The following is an 18,319-nucleotide window of genomic DNA, read 5'->3' as shown; positions in this document are numbered from 1 at the left end:
ACTTTTTTTTCTGCATTTGTGGTTCTATGATCACAATCAACTTCCTCATCACTATTATTGGCCTTACCTTTATCCATGCAGTAGTATTATGGACTACCGAAAATGACAGAAACATCTGAAACTGTTGTGTACAACCTTATGCAAGTTTCATTAATTAAGATACTCTGAATTGAAATGCCACCCGATAATATAAAGCATGATTTTTCTGAATTACAGGAGATAATATATACAATAAAGGAAACTGTACCTAAAAAGGAACTAAAGCGTTTTCATTTGATTACAGTAGAAAACTTTATTCACCATTTCGGATGTATTAAAGATAGACGGAAAAGGGAACTGGTGTATCAACAATTATCAGATTATCTGCACTACATTAAGGACTTTGAGGTAATGGATAAATACCTGTCCATAGAACTGTTTAACAAGTATATTGGGCCGATTACACCCATTTATAACAGGTATGGCTTTGTATTTATTCCTGGGTTTTCTTGCTTGGGTATTGTCGTTGTAATCGTTATTGTGTTGCTCCTTGCTTTAGCATCCGTATGGGTAACAATGTTTGCCCTTTTATTACTTGTACTTTATATACTTAGAATGGAGCAGAAAAATAGGCAACGAAAGATATATGGTTACAATATTTAGACCTCATAGAGCACTTGAAATTAAAAACTGGTGCCTTTTGTTCGCAATACTTTTCCTTACTTCCTCATGTCGTCAAATGTGGGGTGACAATCCGTTAGGTGACAGCTTATCCTTACTTGAAGGTGACAGAAAAGAGGATAGAATAATTGTGCGTTGTACTGGTTATAGTGGAGGTGCTTGTTATATTGGCGAACAGCTAATTCCAGGGTATGATAGGCATATGGATGCAGAAGGTCATTATGCCGAATACGTAGAAAAAGCTACTTCAAACAATGATTGGATAATTGCAAAGTCTATACAAGTAAAAGACAAAAGTGAAAATTACTGGATTATTGATAAACATTTCAGCAGCAAAAAAGGCAACAGTCAATTTAATGTAATGGGTCCCTTTAAACTTTTAGAGTTTCGAAATAAAACAAAGGAGTTGAACATAGATTTAGAGTTTGAGGAGTGATCGACAAAACGAACGCACAACTCGCTGTATAGACAAAGCTGCGAGAACCGTGAGCCGCCATAAGTCAAGGTTTTAAGTTTCAATACATTAATTGTTATTTGGCGTAACTTTAAGGAGACAAAAGCTATTTCAAATATGGGCCTTATTACAGAAGAAGTTAAGGAGTTTGTCAATAGGGTAAAGCTTGGCTTTATTGCCACGGTTTGCCCGGATGGAACGCCTAATCTATCGCCTAAAGGGACCACAATAGCCTGGGATGAGGATCATCTAGCTTTTGCAGATATACATTCACCCGGAACCATCCAAAACCTTCTGACAAATCCTTCTATTGAGATTAATGTTGTAGATGTATTTACCAGAAAAGGTTACCGGTTCAAGGGAAAGGCGGAAGTGCTGCATGAAGGAAATTTATTTTCTTCTATTCTGTCCTATTATCAAAGTTCAGCGGGTCAGTACACCATCAATCATATCGTTTTGGTGCATGTGGACCGGGTTACACCTTTACTTTCGCCAGCCTATGATCATTTATCTGAAACTGAAATAACCAATAGATGGACAGATTATTGGTGGTCGATTCATGCAATTCACAAAGATGTTTCACCATAAATCCGGATAACCTTTTTTAATGATTTGCGTTCCGTATAACCACTTCTTCGTTTGGCTTCATATCAAATGCAACTATGCCATCTTTCACTTCATATTTCTTTGCTGGCCCGGAAAAATGGAAATCAGTAAATGGTAATTTTATTTTTACCATCCCGCCTTTTTCAGCTTTAATCACCACTTTGGTGGGTGTACCGTTTTCTTTTGTTGCTGAGACCAAAAACCCTCCTTCTGTTCTGAGTGTATGAAAAGAAACATTTTGCCAGCTTGCAGGGACAGCGGGAAATACTTGTATATATCCCATACGACTCTGCAGCAATAATTCATGAACGCCCTGGGCAAATGCAAAATTTCCTTCAAGGGTGAACGGGCGATAAGTGAAACCGGAGTACTGCCCACCTTTTTGATCGCCGTTTAAATGGAAACTATTAGGCGAACAGAAATTGGAAGCGAAGATCTGTAATTGCTTTGCGGCACTGTCGGCTTTATACGCTCTTGCATATAATGATGCCATCAAACTGAACGAATAGCCGCACCAAGCCCTTGTGCCTTTCTCTTCTATCCGCTTCAAAGAATTTTCAATTATGGTTTTATCTTCCAGCCTATTCTCATCCAATAATGCCAAAGGATAAATAGCCATGTATTGTGACATGTGCCGGTGTGATTCATTCAGGTTCTGACCGGGTGCAATGGTAAAGCCGGTTTCATTCACTTCATAGCCGGGTAATTGTTCAAGAATTTGCTGCCAGTGTTTGGCTTCTTCAGCCTTGCCTGCAGCCTTGCTTACTTCAGTTGCTGCAGTGAATAAAAACTTCGCGAGTGAAAGATCGAAATTGCTCCATTCAAAAAACCACGCATCAATCCTGTTATCGTTGTATTCCGGACTTGAGCTTAGAGGCAATTTCCTGACACCATCTTTGTACCTCGTAATATTTTCGAGATAGGTTGCAGCATCGTGGATATAGGGATACGCCCTGTTCTTTAAAAATTGCCTGTCCATTGAATACTTCCATTGCCAATAAAAATACTGGGCGCACCAGGCGCTTACCGTAGGTGATAATGAGTATTGTATCCATCCGCCCATTGGATCGCCGCTTAGCGTAACCACTCCCGGTACATTCAGGCCTTCCACACCAAAGTATTGTTTGGTGTACTGTTGATTCTTTGCTTTGATCTTCCATAACCAATCTGTAAATGTTGCCGCCTCTGCCAAATGATTTCCGGTATAAGCAGGCCAGTAGCTCAATTGCGTGTTCAGGTCGTTATGAAAATCTCCTTTCCAGGGCGGCAGGCTGCCGTTATCTGCTGTCCACACAGCTTGCAGAGTAATGGCCGGGGCGCCGGCACGTGCAACGCTTCCCAATTTATAAAGCTCCCGATAATATTGTTTTTCAATCAATGTATCAGACAGGCTCACTGAAGACCTGGCCCAGAAATTTTTCCACCACCTGATATGCGTGTTCCAACCTGTCGGTTCTTTTGCAGCAGTGTTCAATGCTGGTAAAACGGCTGGCTGGTTATTGGAAATGGTCCAGGCGCCGATCATTTTATTGCCCGGAAATGTTTTCCAGTGTACCAACACCTCGTAATAATGTCCATTATAGGTAGGTTGCCTGTAGCGAATACTGTTGGCAGTTTTTGTAACAGTGCCTTTTTCATAGCCCAATTTTTCCAATCCCTGGCTGGCATGACTGTTATCGCTTTCTTCCTGGCTTTTCCCGCTGTTGTAATTGTGTATGATCAACTGGGGTATGGCAGGCAGGTTCTCAAAGCTGAAATATCCCTGTGGCTGCAGCGCATGAATATAACAGTTGAAAACAACACCATTTTCAAACTTCACAGTATTCAATGCCGTCCCAATATCCAGCACATTGGAAACACATTTTCCGAAAGTACCTAAATCAAACTCAATGGCTGCCGCGGGGAGCTTAGTAGGATACGGAATTCTGTCGTAGGGTGCATCGCCCAATTTTTGCACCGGCCCATAATCTTTTTTCAAGACCTGCTCTTCCACCCATTTAAAATTAAATTTAGAAAGGTCCAGTGCTTTTCTTTCATCCCAAAGATCCGCCCTGTCCAATGAGAGGCGCAGCTTATTATCTTTCTGCCAGACCAAAGCACCCAACATACCATTACCCAGTGGCATGGCTTCATCCCAACGTTCAGCAAGCTGATTGAACTGCAGGTTGTGTTGTGGCTTTAACTGTGCCGATGCGATGGTAAATGGGAATAGAAGCAGAACCAGTATTTTCTTGTATAATCTGTTCATTATGTTTTCAAATAGGTATTTTGTTTGCATCATTCAGGTGCTTATAAATGTCGGCTATTTCATTTAGGAAAGATGGAAAGTTAGCGCTTTTGCAGGGCACAAAATAAAAATGCCGGCATCCAAAAGAATGCCGGCGATGGTCTTGGTTTGCGTATGGGTATGTATATTCTTTAGAATTTGGTCCAACCTTTCCACCAGTTGGCGTCTTCGCCGGCAGCGGCAATTGCTCCACGGAAGGTTACCTGCTTCATACCAGCGAGTTTGGTGTCTGTGAATTTAGCACCGGTAGCTGCAGAAGATGTACCAAAAGGAGCAAAGTCTGGACTTGTATAATTAAATGGATTGACAAACTTAGCATCGTCAACTGTAGTTAATACCGTGTTTCCATAGAAAGGTGTGCTGAACCAAGTCAACATGCTTGCATCGGTTTCGCCAGTTGGTGTTGTTGTACTTGCAGAATATTTTATTGCAGTTTCTACACCCGCAATAATGTTGTTGCGTACACGCAATGTGCTGTCAACAATATTCAGATCAGTTGGACGGCCCTTGGATGCATCAATCAGGATACCTGTCTGCCAGCCGAGGATCACGGAATTATACAAAGAGAGGGCAGAGTTTCTCCTGATCTGTACAGCTGCGCCCAGGTAGTTGCTGCTGCCTTTATTGCCTAAAGTAGCTCTAGGCCCGATCAAAGTCAGGTTGCTGAAAACAGCGGCTGTCTGCGGAGCATTAGTAGAACCGTTGGCATCGTTGTCACTTTCCATGGCTTCTGATTTAGAGATATCAGCAACAGAAGAATCACGAACCACGAGACCGAATTGTACATTTCCACGATAACCGTTATCTGTGTCAAAATCATCATCCTGGGTTCTAAAGGCAATCAAGTACTTTGCATTCACAGAACCACCGAACCATTCAAAAGCATCATCTTTTGCATAGCTTACCTGAATGTGGTCTAATACTGTTTTGTTACCAACACCGCCCATTGTAAGACTGTTGATCTCTTTATCAGGCAAGAAGGCATAACCTGCATATTCAATACGTACATATTGCAACGCACCAGAGCTATCTGCGTCATCTGTACCGCCATACAAACCGTTACCAGCAGCATCGTTCACGCCACCCTCGATTTCGCCAACACCTGCCTGGCCATTGAAAGATGAATTGGTTTTTGCTTTACCCAAAAGCACGATACCAGCCCAGTCCCCAGCGCGTGGCGTACCGGAAGCAGATGTAAATACAATTGGGTTGGTTGCAGTGCCCTTAGCATTGATCTTTGCACCACGAGTAATCACCAATCCGCCTACAGGATCAGTATACTGTCCTTTGATTGTAGTACCTGGTTCAATTGTAATGGTTGCATTGTTCGTGATGTAAACAAGACCATTGAGTATATAACTGTTATTTGCCTTAAGCGTAGTGTCTTTGTCAATTTTACCGGCTAATGTAATTGTTTGTCCTGTAGTGTTTCCACCATTGTTACCGCCATTATTACTTCCGTTATTATTTGAAGGAGGAGCATCTTCCACGATCTTGCGGCAACCTGTTGCCAAAATTCCAGTTAACAATCCTAATACAAGTAATTTTTTCATATTCTTTTTTGTAAGTGTTATGTGTTGTCTTTGTGTTGCTATGGTTATTGTTGAATAAAGTTGTATTTCAATGAAAGTCCGAACGTGGTACCCATTTTCCTATTGATGAAGATGGCGTCTTTGCCTTTTTTGAACTGCTCGTTTTCATCTACATCATAATAGAGGAAGTTTTCTTTGTTCAAGATGTCGGAGATGTTCAACTTGATCTCAGCTCTTTTGTTCAACAGCTTTTTAGCCACCTGGAAGTCAAGCAATGGGCGTGGGCGTTCCCAGATAGCAGGGGCATCTGAACCACCTACATAAACGATCCTTCTTCCAATCTGGTTGAATAACAAAGTTGTGTTGATACCTTGCTTCTCCAGGTCGTACTGTAAGCCGAGATTTATAATGTAGGGTGATTGTCCTTGCATCGGACGGTCCTGTTCTTTGTTGTCAAAGTTTACGCGGTTGTAGATGTAAGAAAGGTTTCCAAACACAGTGAAGTTTTTCAGTGCAGATGAAAAATCCAATTTCTTTCTGCCTTCTACTTCTACGCCAAAGCCTTGGGCATCAGGTGCATTTACAAAGTTGTATGAACTGGCGCCGCCGGAAGCCTGATTGAACATGGCCTCGATAGGAGATTTGAAGTGTTTGAAGAATACACCTGCTGTAAACATCTCACCAGCCCGTGGATACAATTCATAGCGCAAATCAACATTGCTCACCTTTGTGCGTTTCAACGTTGGCAGACCTTTTACACTCGCGTTCAGGTCGAAGTCGTAATATTCATATTCCACCAGCTCACGCAGTTCAGGGCGAATCACTGTTTGCGATGCTGAGAAGCGCAGGTTCGTTATTTTATTCAGCTGGAATGTAAGGTTTGCACCAGGTAAGATATCAAACTGTTTCGTATGTAAATGGCGGGAATCGCTCGTATAAACGCTACCTACTAACTGGTCGAAATGTTCGGCTCTTGCACCCCAAACCAAACGAACGAGATCAGAGAACTGATTATCGAACTGGATATATCCCGCATTCAGGATGTTGTTGGCCATGTAGCGGAACTTGATGTTTGACATCTGGTCGAAGTGAAACTTGAAATCATCGTTGGCATCAAAGTTCTCAGGACTGAAGATGCTGTTCTCATCCAATTCTCTCAGTGCATCATTACTTGAGTTGTTTTTTGGCAGATAAACAGAGAAGGGACGAGCATCGAACAAACGGTCGCGTACCTGGAGCATGTAGCCCCCTTTCGCTGTCTGATTAAAGCCTAGCCATTTAAAAGATTTAGCCACATCAGCGCCGCCAGAATACACATAATCATTCAGGTTTGAGAAGAACCTGTTACCACTTTTTTGGGATAACACATCACCCAACAGGGCTTTGTAAGTATCATGGGTAACAGTCAGGTCTTTGTTGTATTGCAATCTTCTCTGATCGGGGGTGTATTGGTCGAGGATGGTGAAGGAACCATACCATTTCAAACGGGTGTTCCAATCAGAGATGCTGTGTTCGCCAATTAATTGGGTGTTGTTATAAATATTGGAACGGAAACCCAGCTCTGTACTACGGATACTGTCCATAGCAGCTGTCAGGTCAAGTCCTGTACGCCGTGTGGCATAGTCAGTACCATTTACGTTGAACAGGTTCTTGATACTGATCTTGTTCCTGGGATTCAACTGAAGGGTGAAGTTTCCTAAAGCGCCCCATAAAACATCCTGTGCATATCTTTCATTGCTATAATCCAGCAACACAGATGGAGTACCATCCGCTACTGACTGGAATGTATTTGTAAAAGGCAGTCTCCTGTTGGCCCGGCGATAAGTCAAAGTCAAAACACCACCCGCTTTTTTACCCCACAGGTTTGTATTAAATCCACCATTTACTTCGAAGGCTGCGTTCAAAGGCACTGAGCCAGCCTGTGTTCCCCATGTGTTGGTGAACATTTTGCCATACTCCACTTTCTGTGCTTCGGAAGTATAGTCTTTACTTTCAAATACGGAACGAACAGGCACTGCGTCCGGCATTCTACGGGTACCATCATCAAAACCCAGCCAATCATATTTACCACCCTTGTAGCGGTAAAAGTCATGACCTATTGTTTGTGAGTTAAAACCTGTACCTACTTCAACAGAAAAGAAAGGCTTAGAAGGAATATCTTTTGTATTCACCTGAACCAAGCCGCCGGCCCATTCGCCGGGCAGTTCGGGAACAAACGCCTTGTTGACAATAATGTTGTCGATCATGGCTGCAGGAAACAGGTCGAAAGAGAAGGTTTTACGGTCAGGCTCGGTGCTCACCAATAAAATACCATTCAGCATCGCCTGGTTGTAACGGTCGGAAAGGCCACGCACTACCAGGTATTTACCGTCCTGGATACTGGTACCGGGCACCCGTTTCAACACTTCACCAGTACTGCGGTCGGGTGAACGGCGGATGGCTTCAGCAGAAACCACTTGAGCCACCGTGTTTGTGTTTTTCTGGTATTGGATCAATGCGTTGGTTGATTCCTTGCGAGCACTGGAGGTGGTCCGCACCACAACATCTTCCAGTTTCTTGGCAGCAACAGCCATTGCAATATTTAATTCATTAGGCTGACCTGCTATTACCTCAACATCATTTATTGATTTAGGCGTATAACCTACAGCGGTAAAAACCAATTCGTATTTATTACCAACAACTAGTGTAAGCGAGAATGCACCATCAACATCGGAGGCGGTTCCTCCACCTTTATTGGTTTTGATTGTAACACCGGACAATGGTTCATTTTTTTCATTTACCACCTTACCGGTCAGTTTCAGGGATTGAGCAAAGAGCGTTACAAAAGAAGAGATCGTCAATAGAATTAATAGTAACAATCGGGAAAACATCAGCTAGTATTATTTCCCGCAAAGGACGAAATTCGATGTTACCGCTGTGTTATGTCAATGTTACCGTAAGATGAATTCAATGTTACCGCAAGGTTAAGAACTAAAATAAATTGCCGGTTGCTAGCAAGCAGCAACCGGCAATTGGTTATTTGTCAACGTTATAGGCCAGGTTAAAATCTTAACTGTAAACGAGCAGTGAACACATTGTCTTTATTATCTGAAGTATAGCCTGACAAGCTTGTTTTTTCATTCTTAACGATGTCGTAATAAACGAGGAACTTCAATTCATCTGTAAAATAATGTGTGAAGCCAACACCCCAGGTAACATATTTGATGTCTGCTGCTGTGAGTTTAGAACCAGCTTTTCCAATATCTTCTTTTGCCACATGACGATTGGGATCATACCAGTCGTATTTTACCATCAACTCATTTTTCTTGTTGACAATGTTTTGCAGGAAGTAAAAGAAAGCACCATCAAAATCGCGGATATAAGTTGGCTCTGTAGGCATTGTACCGGGAGTGGTTGTGGTAGAAGCCGTACCAGGCTGCGTACCTCTCCAGTACTCACCCCTGATCTCAGTTTTACCCCATCCATGTTTATACGCTAATTGCGCGTCTGCACCATAATACTGGCGAGGCGCCTTGTCTCCGATATTAGATGAAGAAGAGTCGACCAGGAATACCTTGGAATCATTTTCATCCATTTCCAATTTATATTTTGTAGCCTGGCGCCATCCACCATCCAAAAGGGAAAGTCCGCCAGAAAGGAAAAGGTTATCAGCGATCTTAGCAGGTTTAATAGTGAGGCGAGTGATCAGGTCTTTATAGGAATCGAAATCACCTACAGCACCCTTTGCAAGGCCCTGACCATTGAATAAGCCGATGTCGAACTTAACAGGTTTCTTCCCTGCTTTAAAGGATGGTTCATAGCTAACCATAGCTCCAAGGTCGCGTTCAGTTGGCATTAATATTTGAGACATTCTACCACGTTCCGGGGTTTCGCGGTAACTAGAGGAAAGGTTCACTTCATAACCAAAGGGTCGTGCAAACAAACCCATGTAAAGAGACAAGTAATGTTTTTTGGGTTCAAATACACGCAGGAACATATCGCGTGTAACCACACCTCTTTCCGTAGCATCCACCTGGTATGTGAATATTGCGTTTGGCAAACCATTCTCTTTGGATGGCAGCACGTAATCAATTTTTACACGAGCACGGCGGAGCATAAAGCGATTATCTGAAAATTCAGAGAAATCAGCACCACCAAAATAAGGAGCTCCTTCCTTTTGAGCTACCTGGTACTGAGGCTGTATGTAACCGCTGAAGTAAAGGTTTTTCATTCTTGATAAGAATGGTTTTACCGTATCCCTGATATAAAACGTGGAATCATAATCAGCGAGATACCGTTGTGCTGAAGACTGGGTACAAGTAATCAAAATGGTTAAAACCACAATTACTCCTTTTGAAAGAAATTTCATGACTAATAGTTGTCTAAAATGATTTATCTAAAATTGGGCCGCAAGATATTAAGCATAGCAGAGCTGGCAGGGAAGTCAATATTAAGTAATTATTAATTCCTTTACAGAGGCGGGACCGTTAACATTCAGGTTAAACTAATTTCTTACAAGGCGCATCAACGTCGTTTGGTTGCTCTTATCAGCTACAGCATAAAAAAGATGAGTGATCAACAGGAGCTTATTCGCTCGCTGCTGATCACTCATCTCACCTATTTAATATAGTATATGTAACTTCTTTATTTACTCGGACATCATTTCTTTTACTACTTCCACTATTTGTTCAGCGTTGGGTTTGCTGAAATAGTCGCCATCGCTGCCATATGCAGGACGGTGGGCCTTAGCTGTCAGTGTGCGGGGAGCGACATCCAACCAACGATAGCCACCTTGTTCTTCCATCACTTTGTTGTACATATAAGCAGCGGCGCCGCCAGGAACGTCTTCGTCAACAAACAGAATGCGGTTTGTTTTCTTGAGTGATTCCAGGATGCTATGATTGATATCAAAAGGCAGTAGCGTTTGTACGTCCACTACTTCACAACTGATCCCTTTCTTTTTCAGGGTTTCCACTGCACTTAACACAACGCGCAGTGTGGAACCATAGGTAACAATGGTTATATCAGTGCCCTGGCTCACTATTTCAGGTATTCCTAAAGGAACGCGGAATTGCAGCAGGTTGTTTGGCAATTTTTCTTTGAGGCGGTAACCGTTCAGGCATTCGATGACCACGGCAGGGTCATTGCTTTCCAGGAGTGTATTGTACATACCAACAGCCTGCACCATATTGCGGGGCACGCAGATATACATGCCGCGCAATGAGTTGATCAACATACCCATTGGCGAGCCGCTGTGCCAGATGCCTTCCAGACGGTGGCCACGGGTACGAACAATCAAAGGACAGCTTTGCTGTCCATTGGAGCGATAGTGGAGTGTAGCCACATCATCGCACAGTTGCTGCAAGCCATAAAGCAAATAATCCAAATATTGAATTTCGGCAATGGGCCTCAGGCCACGTATGGCCAACCCGGTACCTTGCCCCATAATAGACTGTTCCCGGATGCCGGTATCGAAGATCCTTTCCACACCGTACTTAGCCTGCAAACCGGCGAAGCCCTGGTTCACATCGCCAATAGAACCCAAGTCTTCACCAAAAGCCAACACCTTTGGATTAGCAGCAAAAAGCTCGTTGAAGTAGTTATTCAGTACCTCATATCCATTTAAAGTGAGGGCATCGGAGTCGTAAGTTGCCTTTTCGCCCTTTACACGCAGGGCGCTTTTTTCACCTTCGTTGTACAGGTGGGTATTATAATAGGCTACATTTTCTTTTTGCAGGTCTTTGTAAAAGTCTTTCAACCACCAGGAAGCGTCGTGAAAGCCAGCCACCTCAATAGCGGCATTCAGGGTTTTCATCACATCGCGGCGCATGGGTTCTTTGCGGAAGGAAAGTTCCTGAGCCAGTGAACGGAGGTGGTTTTTATGTTCCGGCAGTTTTTCAGCCACGTCGTTGATCAGTTCAGCAGCTTTGCTCACCTGGATTTTTATCGGCTTGATAAAGCGCTCCCAGGCAAGTGATTTACTATCCCGAACGTACTCTTTAGCACTCTTTTCAATTTCGAACAGTTCCTCTTCATTCGCCAGCGAGTTGGCCAGGAGCCATTCCCTCATTTTCAGCATACAGTCCCACTCACGTTCCCAGTCCAGGCGTTCCCGATCTTTATAGCGTTCGTGGCTTCCGGAAGTGGAATGTCCCTGGGGCTGGGTCACTTCGTCTACGTGGAAGAGCACGGGTGTATGGGTTTCGCGGGCCAGGCGGATCCCTTCTTCGAAAGCTTCGCATAAGCCGGCATAGTCCCATCCTTTTACCCGGTAAATATGAAAACCATTTGTGCCTTCTTCTTTCTGGAAACCTTTTAATGCTTCTGAGATGGATCCCTTCGTAGTCTGGTATTTCTTAGGAACAGAAATACCATATCCATCGTCCCATACAAAGATGGCCAGGGGCACCTGCTGCACGCCGGCGGCATTGACGGTTTCCCAGAACTGTCCCTCAGAGGTTGAAGCATCACCTATTGTGCAAAAGCAAACCTCATTACCATTCCTAGACAGCTGGGAAAAGCTTTGCAACTCTTTTACTTCACGAAAACACTTAGAAGCCAATGCCAGTCCCAGTGCCCTGGTCATTTGACCGGCAGTGGTAGAGATATCGGAGGTAATATTTTTTCTATTGACCAGGTCGAGCCACTCTCCTCTTTCATTCACAAAAGGGGTAGCGAAGTGGGCATTCATTTGCCGGCCGCCGCTGAAGGGGTCGTGTTTTGGGTTTGGATCGGCATAGAGCTGTGAAAAGAACTGATCTACCGTAGCCAAGCCAGATGCAAACATGAAGGTCTGGTCGCGGTAGTAGCCGGCGCGGAAATCGCCCGGCTGGAAAAATTTAGCCATAGCAACCTGCGCCACTTCCTTACCATCGCCAAAAATGCCAAATTTGGCTTTTCCGGTCAGCACCTCTTTGCGGCTGATCAGGCTGGTTTCGCGACTCATGCAAACCCAGCGATAATCCTGCAACACTTCTTCGCGAAAGTTATCGAAAGAAAGCCTTTCTAAAGAAGGCTGGGCAAGCTCGAATGAATTTTCCATGGCGCAAAAATAGGCTATTGGAACATGCGATAACGATGAGATGGGGATTTGGACATTTGTTAAATTAATCATTGAAAATGAAGGGAAGTGGAAGAAAAGAATGTGAGCAGCTGCGAAAAGTGAATTATGGGACCAACGTTAAATTATGCTAAAATGGGAAGGGGCCTTTTGATTGCAAGCAGTTTGGTGTATTTTTGGTTTGAACGGCGCTCAAGCGCGAGCCCTTAAACCTGAGTTTATCACTGGAAAATCAGCCACAATGAAAAAATTTTTCCTATTTCTGCTTCTTTTGCCGCTTTTTTTTATTGGTAAGGCACAAACAGCTACAACAGCGGAAGATGTGCTGGAGGTAAAATCGCCAGAGCATAATTTTGGAAAGATCCCCCAAGGCAAGCCTGTATATTATTCTTTTGAAATAGTGAACAAAGGCAGCAAGCCATTGAAACTGGACAATGTAAGCGCCAGTTGCGGCTGTACAACGCCTGAATGGAGCCGGGATGAAATAGCGCCCGGTAGCACTGCTAAAATTAAAGTAGGCTATAATGCAGCCAGTGAAGGTGTGTTTGAAAAGACGATCACCATTTTTTATAATGGCAATCAAACCAAGGTGCTCAGAATTAAAGGCGAGGTATGGAAGGCACCTGCGGGCGCTGCTCCGCCCAATGCTTCCGTTCAATTTTTAAAGCAGCAGCTTATGTAAACCAATGCCTGTTACATTGTAAGGCCTTAGATAATAATTATCCATTATTTATTATTTTTTATAGAAATTGTATAGCGTTTTTTGAAGATTTGTAGTTTTCTTTGCATCAATACTTATTCATCAAATTCAAGTTCGTCACCCATAAACTTTAAATTATTAACGAATGAAAAAACTCTTATTAGCAGCCTCAGCCTTTGTTTTCAGCCTTACAGTGATGGCACAGCAAAAAGCAGAAGAAGTGATCAAAGTAAATACTGAAAAGTATGATTTCGGCAAAATCAAGCAAGGTGTGCCCGTAACTACTTTTTTTGAAATCACGAACACGAGCGACAAGGCTGTTGTTGTTGAAAATGCATGGGGATCGTGCGGTTGTACTACTCCTGAAGTTCCCAAAGAGCCTATCGCACCTCATTCAACAACCAAATTGAAAGTACAGTACAATGCTGCTGCTATGGGCACTTTTACTAAAGATGTATTTATTAAGCTGGCTGGTGTGCAAGAGCCTAAAAATATTAAGATCACCGGTGAAGTATTAGACACTGCTGCATATGACGCATATGCCAAAGAAAGCGCGAAAGCGAAACCAGCAGCAGCCAAGAAATCAAAACCGGGCAGGTAAACTTATTTCCTTAGAAACAAAAAACCCTGCACATCCAGTGCAGGGTTTTTTGTTTCCGGGACGTCATCATTAAACCCAAAACCTTCAATCTTCTCTAAACTTCAATTCATTTAATTTTGCATTATGTTAGAAATTTCTCATCGTGGGCAGGAAATGCCATCATCACCGATCCGTAAATTGGTACCATATGCGGAAGCTGCCAAGAAAAAAGGTATCCATGTTTATCATTTGAACATAGGACAACCGGATATAGAAACACCAGCGATCATGCTGAACGCGGTGCGCAATGCGAACATAAAGACATTAGAATACAGTCATAGCGCAGGAAATGAAAGCTATCGCAAAAAGCTGGTGAAATACTATCAATCAGTAGACATTAATGTTCACTACGATGAGATCCTGGTTACGACAGGTGGTTCAGAAGCGATTTTATTCAGCTTTTTCATTTGCATGAACCCAGGAGATGAAGTCATCATTCCTGAGCCATACTATGCCAATTACAACAGTTTTGCCGTTGCTGCAGGTATCAATGTAGTGCCTGTTACTTCGCATATCGAAACAGGTTTTGCCCTACCTCCTATTGCAGATTTTGAAAGACTGATTACGCGGAAGACCAAAGCCATCATTATTTGCAATCCCAACAACCCTACAGGCTACCTGTACAGTCGTGAGGAAATGGAGGCGCTGAAGACGATCTGCCTGAAACATAATCTTTATCTTTTGTCAGATGAAGCTTACCGCGAGTTTTGCTATGATGGTGAGTACATCAGTGCCATGCACCTGGAAGGTATGGAAAACAATGTTGTGCTTATTGATACGATCAGTAAACGATACAGTGCTACAGGGGCACGTATTGGCGCATTGGTTACCAAAAACAAATCGGTTTATGACACAGCCATGAAATTTGCACAGGCACGCTTAAGTCCTCCCGGACTAGCCCAGATCATGGGCGAAGCTGCTGTAGATTTACCACAATCCTATTTTGACGCTACCAGGGAGGAATATTTATCGCGGAGAAACCTGCTGGTCAGCCGTCTTAACAAGATGCCAGGTGTCTATTGCCCTAACCCCGGGGGCGCATTTTATGCCATGGCAAAGCTGCCTATTGATGATACGGACAAATTCTGCCAATGGATACTCGAATCGTTTTCTTACAACAATAAAACGATCATGCTGGCGCCGGGAACCGGGTTTTACACATCTATAGGCTTGGGCAAACAGGAGGTACGTTTTGCTTATGTTCTGAATAAGGAAGACATCAACGAAGCTATGGACTGCCTGGAGCAAGCCCTGCTGCAATATCCCGGAAGAACTATGGAGGTTGCGAGTGCACCAGTAAGGGAGTTTGAGCGATTGAGAGGATGAGGGGAATTTCGGATTTCGGATTTCGGGATTTTGGGATTTGGGGATTTGGGGAGCTGGGGAATGAAAAAGACAAAGGATAATAGTACGTTAGTGGTGGAAGTTATTAAACAATTAAACCAGCGAGCGGATTGCTTACTGATGTGTAAAATCCTACTCATTTACACAAAATAATATAGAGAAATGTACAGACTAAAAAAGCCTGGCCGCAATGCCAGGCTTTTTTTATTTACTGAATATCAGACAGTTATAAGATCAAGGAAGGAAAAATGCATCGATCGCAGATAGCAAGCAAGATTTTCGCTGTATTGAACGAAAACGATTCTTATGACAACTAATGAACAATACGGAAGCTGGCATGCAGATAATGAATTTCAACCAACAGAAGGCGGAACGAATTTGATCAATGTAGGTTGGAATGAACGTTTGATCAGTGCTACTCTAGGAGCCTTTATACTGTCATCTGGCATCAATAATCTTTTCAAGCACCCTCTTGGAGGATTGGTGAAAACTGCATTAGGAGGCTTTTTATTATACAGGGGCGCTTCAGGTAATTGTCCGTTTTATAGCAGCATAGGAAAAACAAGAGGTGTATCTCAAACTACAGCGATCAACATTAGAACAAGTCTTATTGTCAATAAGCCTAAAGAAGAAGTATATGCTTTCTGGCGTAAACTGGAGAACCTGCCGCTCTTTATGAAGCACCTGGCATCGGTTACAGAAATTGACTCCAAGCATTCACATTGGGAAGCTGTAATTCCTGGTAATATTGGTAAAATAAAATGGAATGCGGAGATCATAAAAGAAGAGCCGGGTTATATGATTGGCTGGCAGTCTATTCCAAATTCTATGATCAACAATGCAGGAAAGGTTGTTTTTCATGATGCGTTGGGCGGACAGGGCACTGAGGTGGAAGCTGTAATCATTTATCATGCACCTGCAGGTGAATTAGGGGCAGGGTTGGCAAGGTTGATCAATCCTGTATTTGAAAAGGTGATCCGCCAGGACATCATGAACTTCAAGGAATATATTGAAACTAAAAACAGATCCAGGGAAGCTTCAACAGCTACAGCTGGATCAACCGGAACTACCAGCATGAGCGGAGCTGGCAGCACCAGTGGAACAAGCCGCAGTTCGCAGAGGAATAATATGGGTGGTATGAGTTCGCAGCAGTCAAACCCAACACAGTCGCAGGGTGAAGGTCAAGACGACATGGGACTTAGTTAAAGGAACAGATCCGGTTTTAAGAATATTCAAAAGTTTTTAAGTTCCAGGAGAGAAGGGTGAAATGTCAGACGTAAGAGGTGAGAGAGGACAAAGATGATGAAGCGCGGATTCTTGAATGGCCCTATATTGAGATATTGGATACAGAAACATGTTCATATAAAGGACAGGAAGGGCATTATTTAAGCAATCATTTTTTACGTTTGATGTTTCACGTTTCCCCAATGTTATCCTAAATGAACCAGCAGCGTTTTCAATCTTTAATCATTCTACTTAAAAAATCCAAGCTCTAAAATCATTAGCATTTTTATAACATCTGATCATTTAATTTATAGTGCATTTTTATTTTCTTTGCATTAAATGTAAGATTTACGATTATAGTTCTTCTGCATTTACAATTTAAGAAAGTTCTACTTCAACATATTAAAGGCTCTATCAGCCTTGTAAGAGTTTCATATGGCAAGCAATCGTTAATCGCCTTTCTGTTTCTACGGAAGGGCTCTTTTTTTATATATCCTCCAGTGCGAACAGCTTATATTTATTTGACCCCAAGGGTGTTTATGGGCTAGGGATACTAGCAGTTGACGATGAAGGGCAGGTGAATGAATTTATTGCGGAAGACCCAGCATCAAAAATCAATACTTATGAATTTTATCCCATGAAGGCTATAACTCCTGTTCATTAAGAATTGGCTACATAGGAATGCTTTTCCAGGCAGGCAATTGCTTTTATGCTTCCATATACATGGCCCAAAGCACCTTTAAGTATATAAAAGTCTTTTATATTAAAAATCAATTTACCTTTATTAGAACATTCCCTTCCTATTCAAAGCTATAGGCTGTACTTCGTGAATCATTGTGTTCGGACCTTACTTCTTTCACATTAATCAATAATATATGAAACACTTACTCACCGTTGGCTTATTAGCCATTTTCCTGTTTTGTTATCAACACAGCCATGCACAACAAGTAGCTAAAGCAAAAACAAAAGAGGGCAGTACGAAGGTAAAAGGAACGAGTAAAGAAAGCTTACAAATGCGCGGGGCTTATGCCATGTACAATCAAGTTGCAAACGATGGTACTCAAGACTCTGTGATGGGTCATGAACAATTGAAGCTATTTACCGACAAGCATGTGATGTATGCACATAAGAATGCAAATGACTCACTTGCTTCTTTTGGTATTGGAACTTATAAAATTCAAAATGGGAAGGTGATAGAACATATGTTCTATACAGCTTCAGGTGGTGCTCATAATGATACCTTCGAACTTGCTATCAACAAGACGGGTGAAGGCTATACTCAAGTCATTAATTTTCCGGAAGAACAAGGAAGACGATTCAGACTCACTGAAGATTACAAGACCATTGGGGAAAACGTCACCTCACCACTTGATGGAGCCTGGAAACAAACAAAGGTTGTAACCATATCAAAAGATGGAGCAATGGAAACCAATAATAATCCTACACAGTATAAAGTATTTCAGTCCGGCCACTTTATGTGGGGCAATACTTCTATGGATTCAGCCACTCAAAAGCCTGTATCCTTCTTTGGCTATGGTACCTTTAAGATGAATGGAAACAACCAGGCTATAGAAGTGAATACTAATTCCAGTTTTGCCACTGAACTAGTAGGCAATCCTGTAACCCTGGATCTACAATTCACTGACAAGGACCATTACCAGCAAACAATTGCCTGGCCAAGTGGCGCAAAGGGAATTGAATATTATGAAAGGCTGAAGTGATGGTATATTTTTTTACACAAATCAGATTCCAGGATTGTGGAAAAAACGGGTTGGATATGATGAAAATAAAAAGCTGAAATGCAGGCCTGGAGCGGGTTTTCCCCTTTTCACC

The 18,319-nt window shown here is 42.6% G+C and carries 13 protein-coding genes; 8 read left to right on the top strand and 5 right to left on the bottom strand.

All coding sequences use genetic code 11. The features are described 5' to 3' along the window. Positions 1-174: 174 nt before the first annotated feature. From OCK74_RS04180 to OCK74_RS04170, 3 genes are all read left to right on the top strand, one after another. Positions 175-642 carry a hypothetical protein gene (locus OCK74_RS04180; RefSeq protein ID WP_279295744.1) on the top strand — a complete coding sequence of 156 codons (468 nt, stop codon included), beginning with the start codon at positions 175-177 and terminating at the stop codon, positions 640-642. Then, positions 626-1,096: a hypothetical protein gene (locus tag OCK74_RS04175; RefSeq protein ID WP_279295743.1), complete on the top strand. Its 471-nt coding sequence runs from the start codon at positions 626-628 to the stop codon at positions 1,094-1,096. The genes OCK74_RS04180 and OCK74_RS04175 overlap by 17 nt, the downstream gene beginning before the upstream one ends. 135 nt (positions 1,097-1,231) lie before the next feature. Then, on the top strand, positions 1,232-1,702 hold the full coding sequence (locus OCK74_RS04170) for a pyridoxamine 5'-phosphate oxidase family protein (RefSeq protein WP_279295742.1): 471 nt from the start codon (positions 1,232-1,234) through the stop codon (positions 1,700-1,702). 16 nt (positions 1,703-1,718) lie between these two features. Here OCK74_RS04170 and OCK74_RS04165 read toward each other — a convergent pair whose 3' ends face one another. From OCK74_RS04165 to OCK74_RS04145, 5 genes are all read right to left on the bottom strand, one after another. Beyond that, the gene (locus OCK74_RS04165) at positions 1,719-3,968 is read right to left on the bottom strand and encodes a glycosyl hydrolase family 95 catalytic domain-containing protein (RefSeq protein ID WP_279295741.1); all 2,250 of its coding nucleotides are present in this window, start codon (positions 3,966-3,968) and stop codon (positions 1,719-1,721) included. 170 nt (positions 3,969-4,138) lie between these two features. Further along, positions 4,139-5,560 carry a hypothetical protein gene (locus OCK74_RS04160; RefSeq protein WP_279295740.1) on the bottom strand — a complete coding sequence of 474 codons (1,422 nt, stop codon included), beginning with the start codon at positions 5,558-5,560 and terminating at the stop codon, positions 4,139-4,141. A 44-nt stretch (positions 5,561-5,604) separates the two neighbouring features. Beyond that, positions 5,605-8,409 carry a TonB-dependent receptor gene (locus OCK74_RS04155; protein ID WP_279295739.1) on the bottom strand — a complete coding sequence of 935 codons (2,805 nt, stop codon included), beginning with the start codon at positions 8,407-8,409 and terminating at the stop codon, positions 5,605-5,607. 170 nt (positions 8,410-8,579) lie between these two features. Then, positions 8,580-9,887 carry a porin gene (locus OCK74_RS04150; protein ID WP_279295738.1) on the bottom strand — a complete coding sequence of 436 codons (1,308 nt, stop codon included), beginning with the start codon at positions 9,885-9,887 and terminating at the stop codon, positions 8,580-8,582. A gap of 279 nt (positions 9,888-10,166) precedes the next feature. Continuing rightward, positions 10,167-12,560, bottom strand: a complete 2,394-nt coding sequence (locus OCK74_RS04145; RefSeq protein WP_279295737.1) for an alpha-ketoacid dehydrogenase subunit alpha/beta — start codon at positions 12,558-12,560, stop codon at positions 10,167-10,169. A gap of 259 nt (positions 12,561-12,819) precedes the next feature. On the opposite strand from OCK74_RS04145, the gene OCK74_RS04140 reads away from it, so the two are divergent. From OCK74_RS04140 to OCK74_RS04120, 5 genes are all read left to right on the top strand, one after another. Next, a complete protein-coding gene (locus OCK74_RS04140; RefSeq protein WP_279295736.1) occupies positions 12,820-13,260 on the top strand; it encodes a DUF1573 domain-containing protein in 441 nt (146 codons plus the stop codon). Positions 13,261-13,423: 163 nt separating this feature from the next. Next, positions 13,424-13,879: a DUF1573 domain-containing protein gene (locus OCK74_RS04135; RefSeq protein WP_279295735.1), complete on the top strand. Its 456-nt coding sequence runs from the start codon at positions 13,424-13,426 to the stop codon at positions 13,877-13,879. 123 nt (positions 13,880-14,002) lie between these two features. Continuing rightward, the gene (locus OCK74_RS04130; protein ID WP_279295734.1) at positions 14,003-15,244 is read left to right on the top strand and encodes a pyridoxal phosphate-dependent aminotransferase; all 1,242 of its coding nucleotides are present in this window, start codon (positions 14,003-14,005) and stop codon (positions 15,242-15,244) included. 324 nt (positions 15,245-15,568) lie between these two features. Beyond that, a complete protein-coding gene (locus OCK74_RS04125; RefSeq protein ID WP_279295733.1) occupies positions 15,569-16,468 on the top strand; it encodes an SRPBCC family protein in 900 nt (299 codons plus the stop codon). Positions 16,469-17,361: 893 nt separating this feature from the next. Beyond that, complete coding sequence (locus OCK74_RS04120; RefSeq protein WP_279295732.1) at positions 17,362-18,207, top strand: hypothetical protein; 846 nt, start codon at positions 17,362-17,364, stop codon at positions 18,205-18,207. The last annotated feature ends 112 nt before the right edge of the window (positions 18,208-18,319 follow it).

Origin of the sequence: Paraflavisolibacter caeni (assembly GCF_025628885.1) — a bacterium.
Taxonomy (GTDB): Bacteria; Bacteroidota; Bacteroidia; order Chitinophagales; family Chitinophagaceae; genus Flavisolibacter; species Flavisolibacter caeni.
Note: the sequence above shows the minus strand (reverse complement) of the source record. Positions and strands in the feature narration are given on the sequence as shown.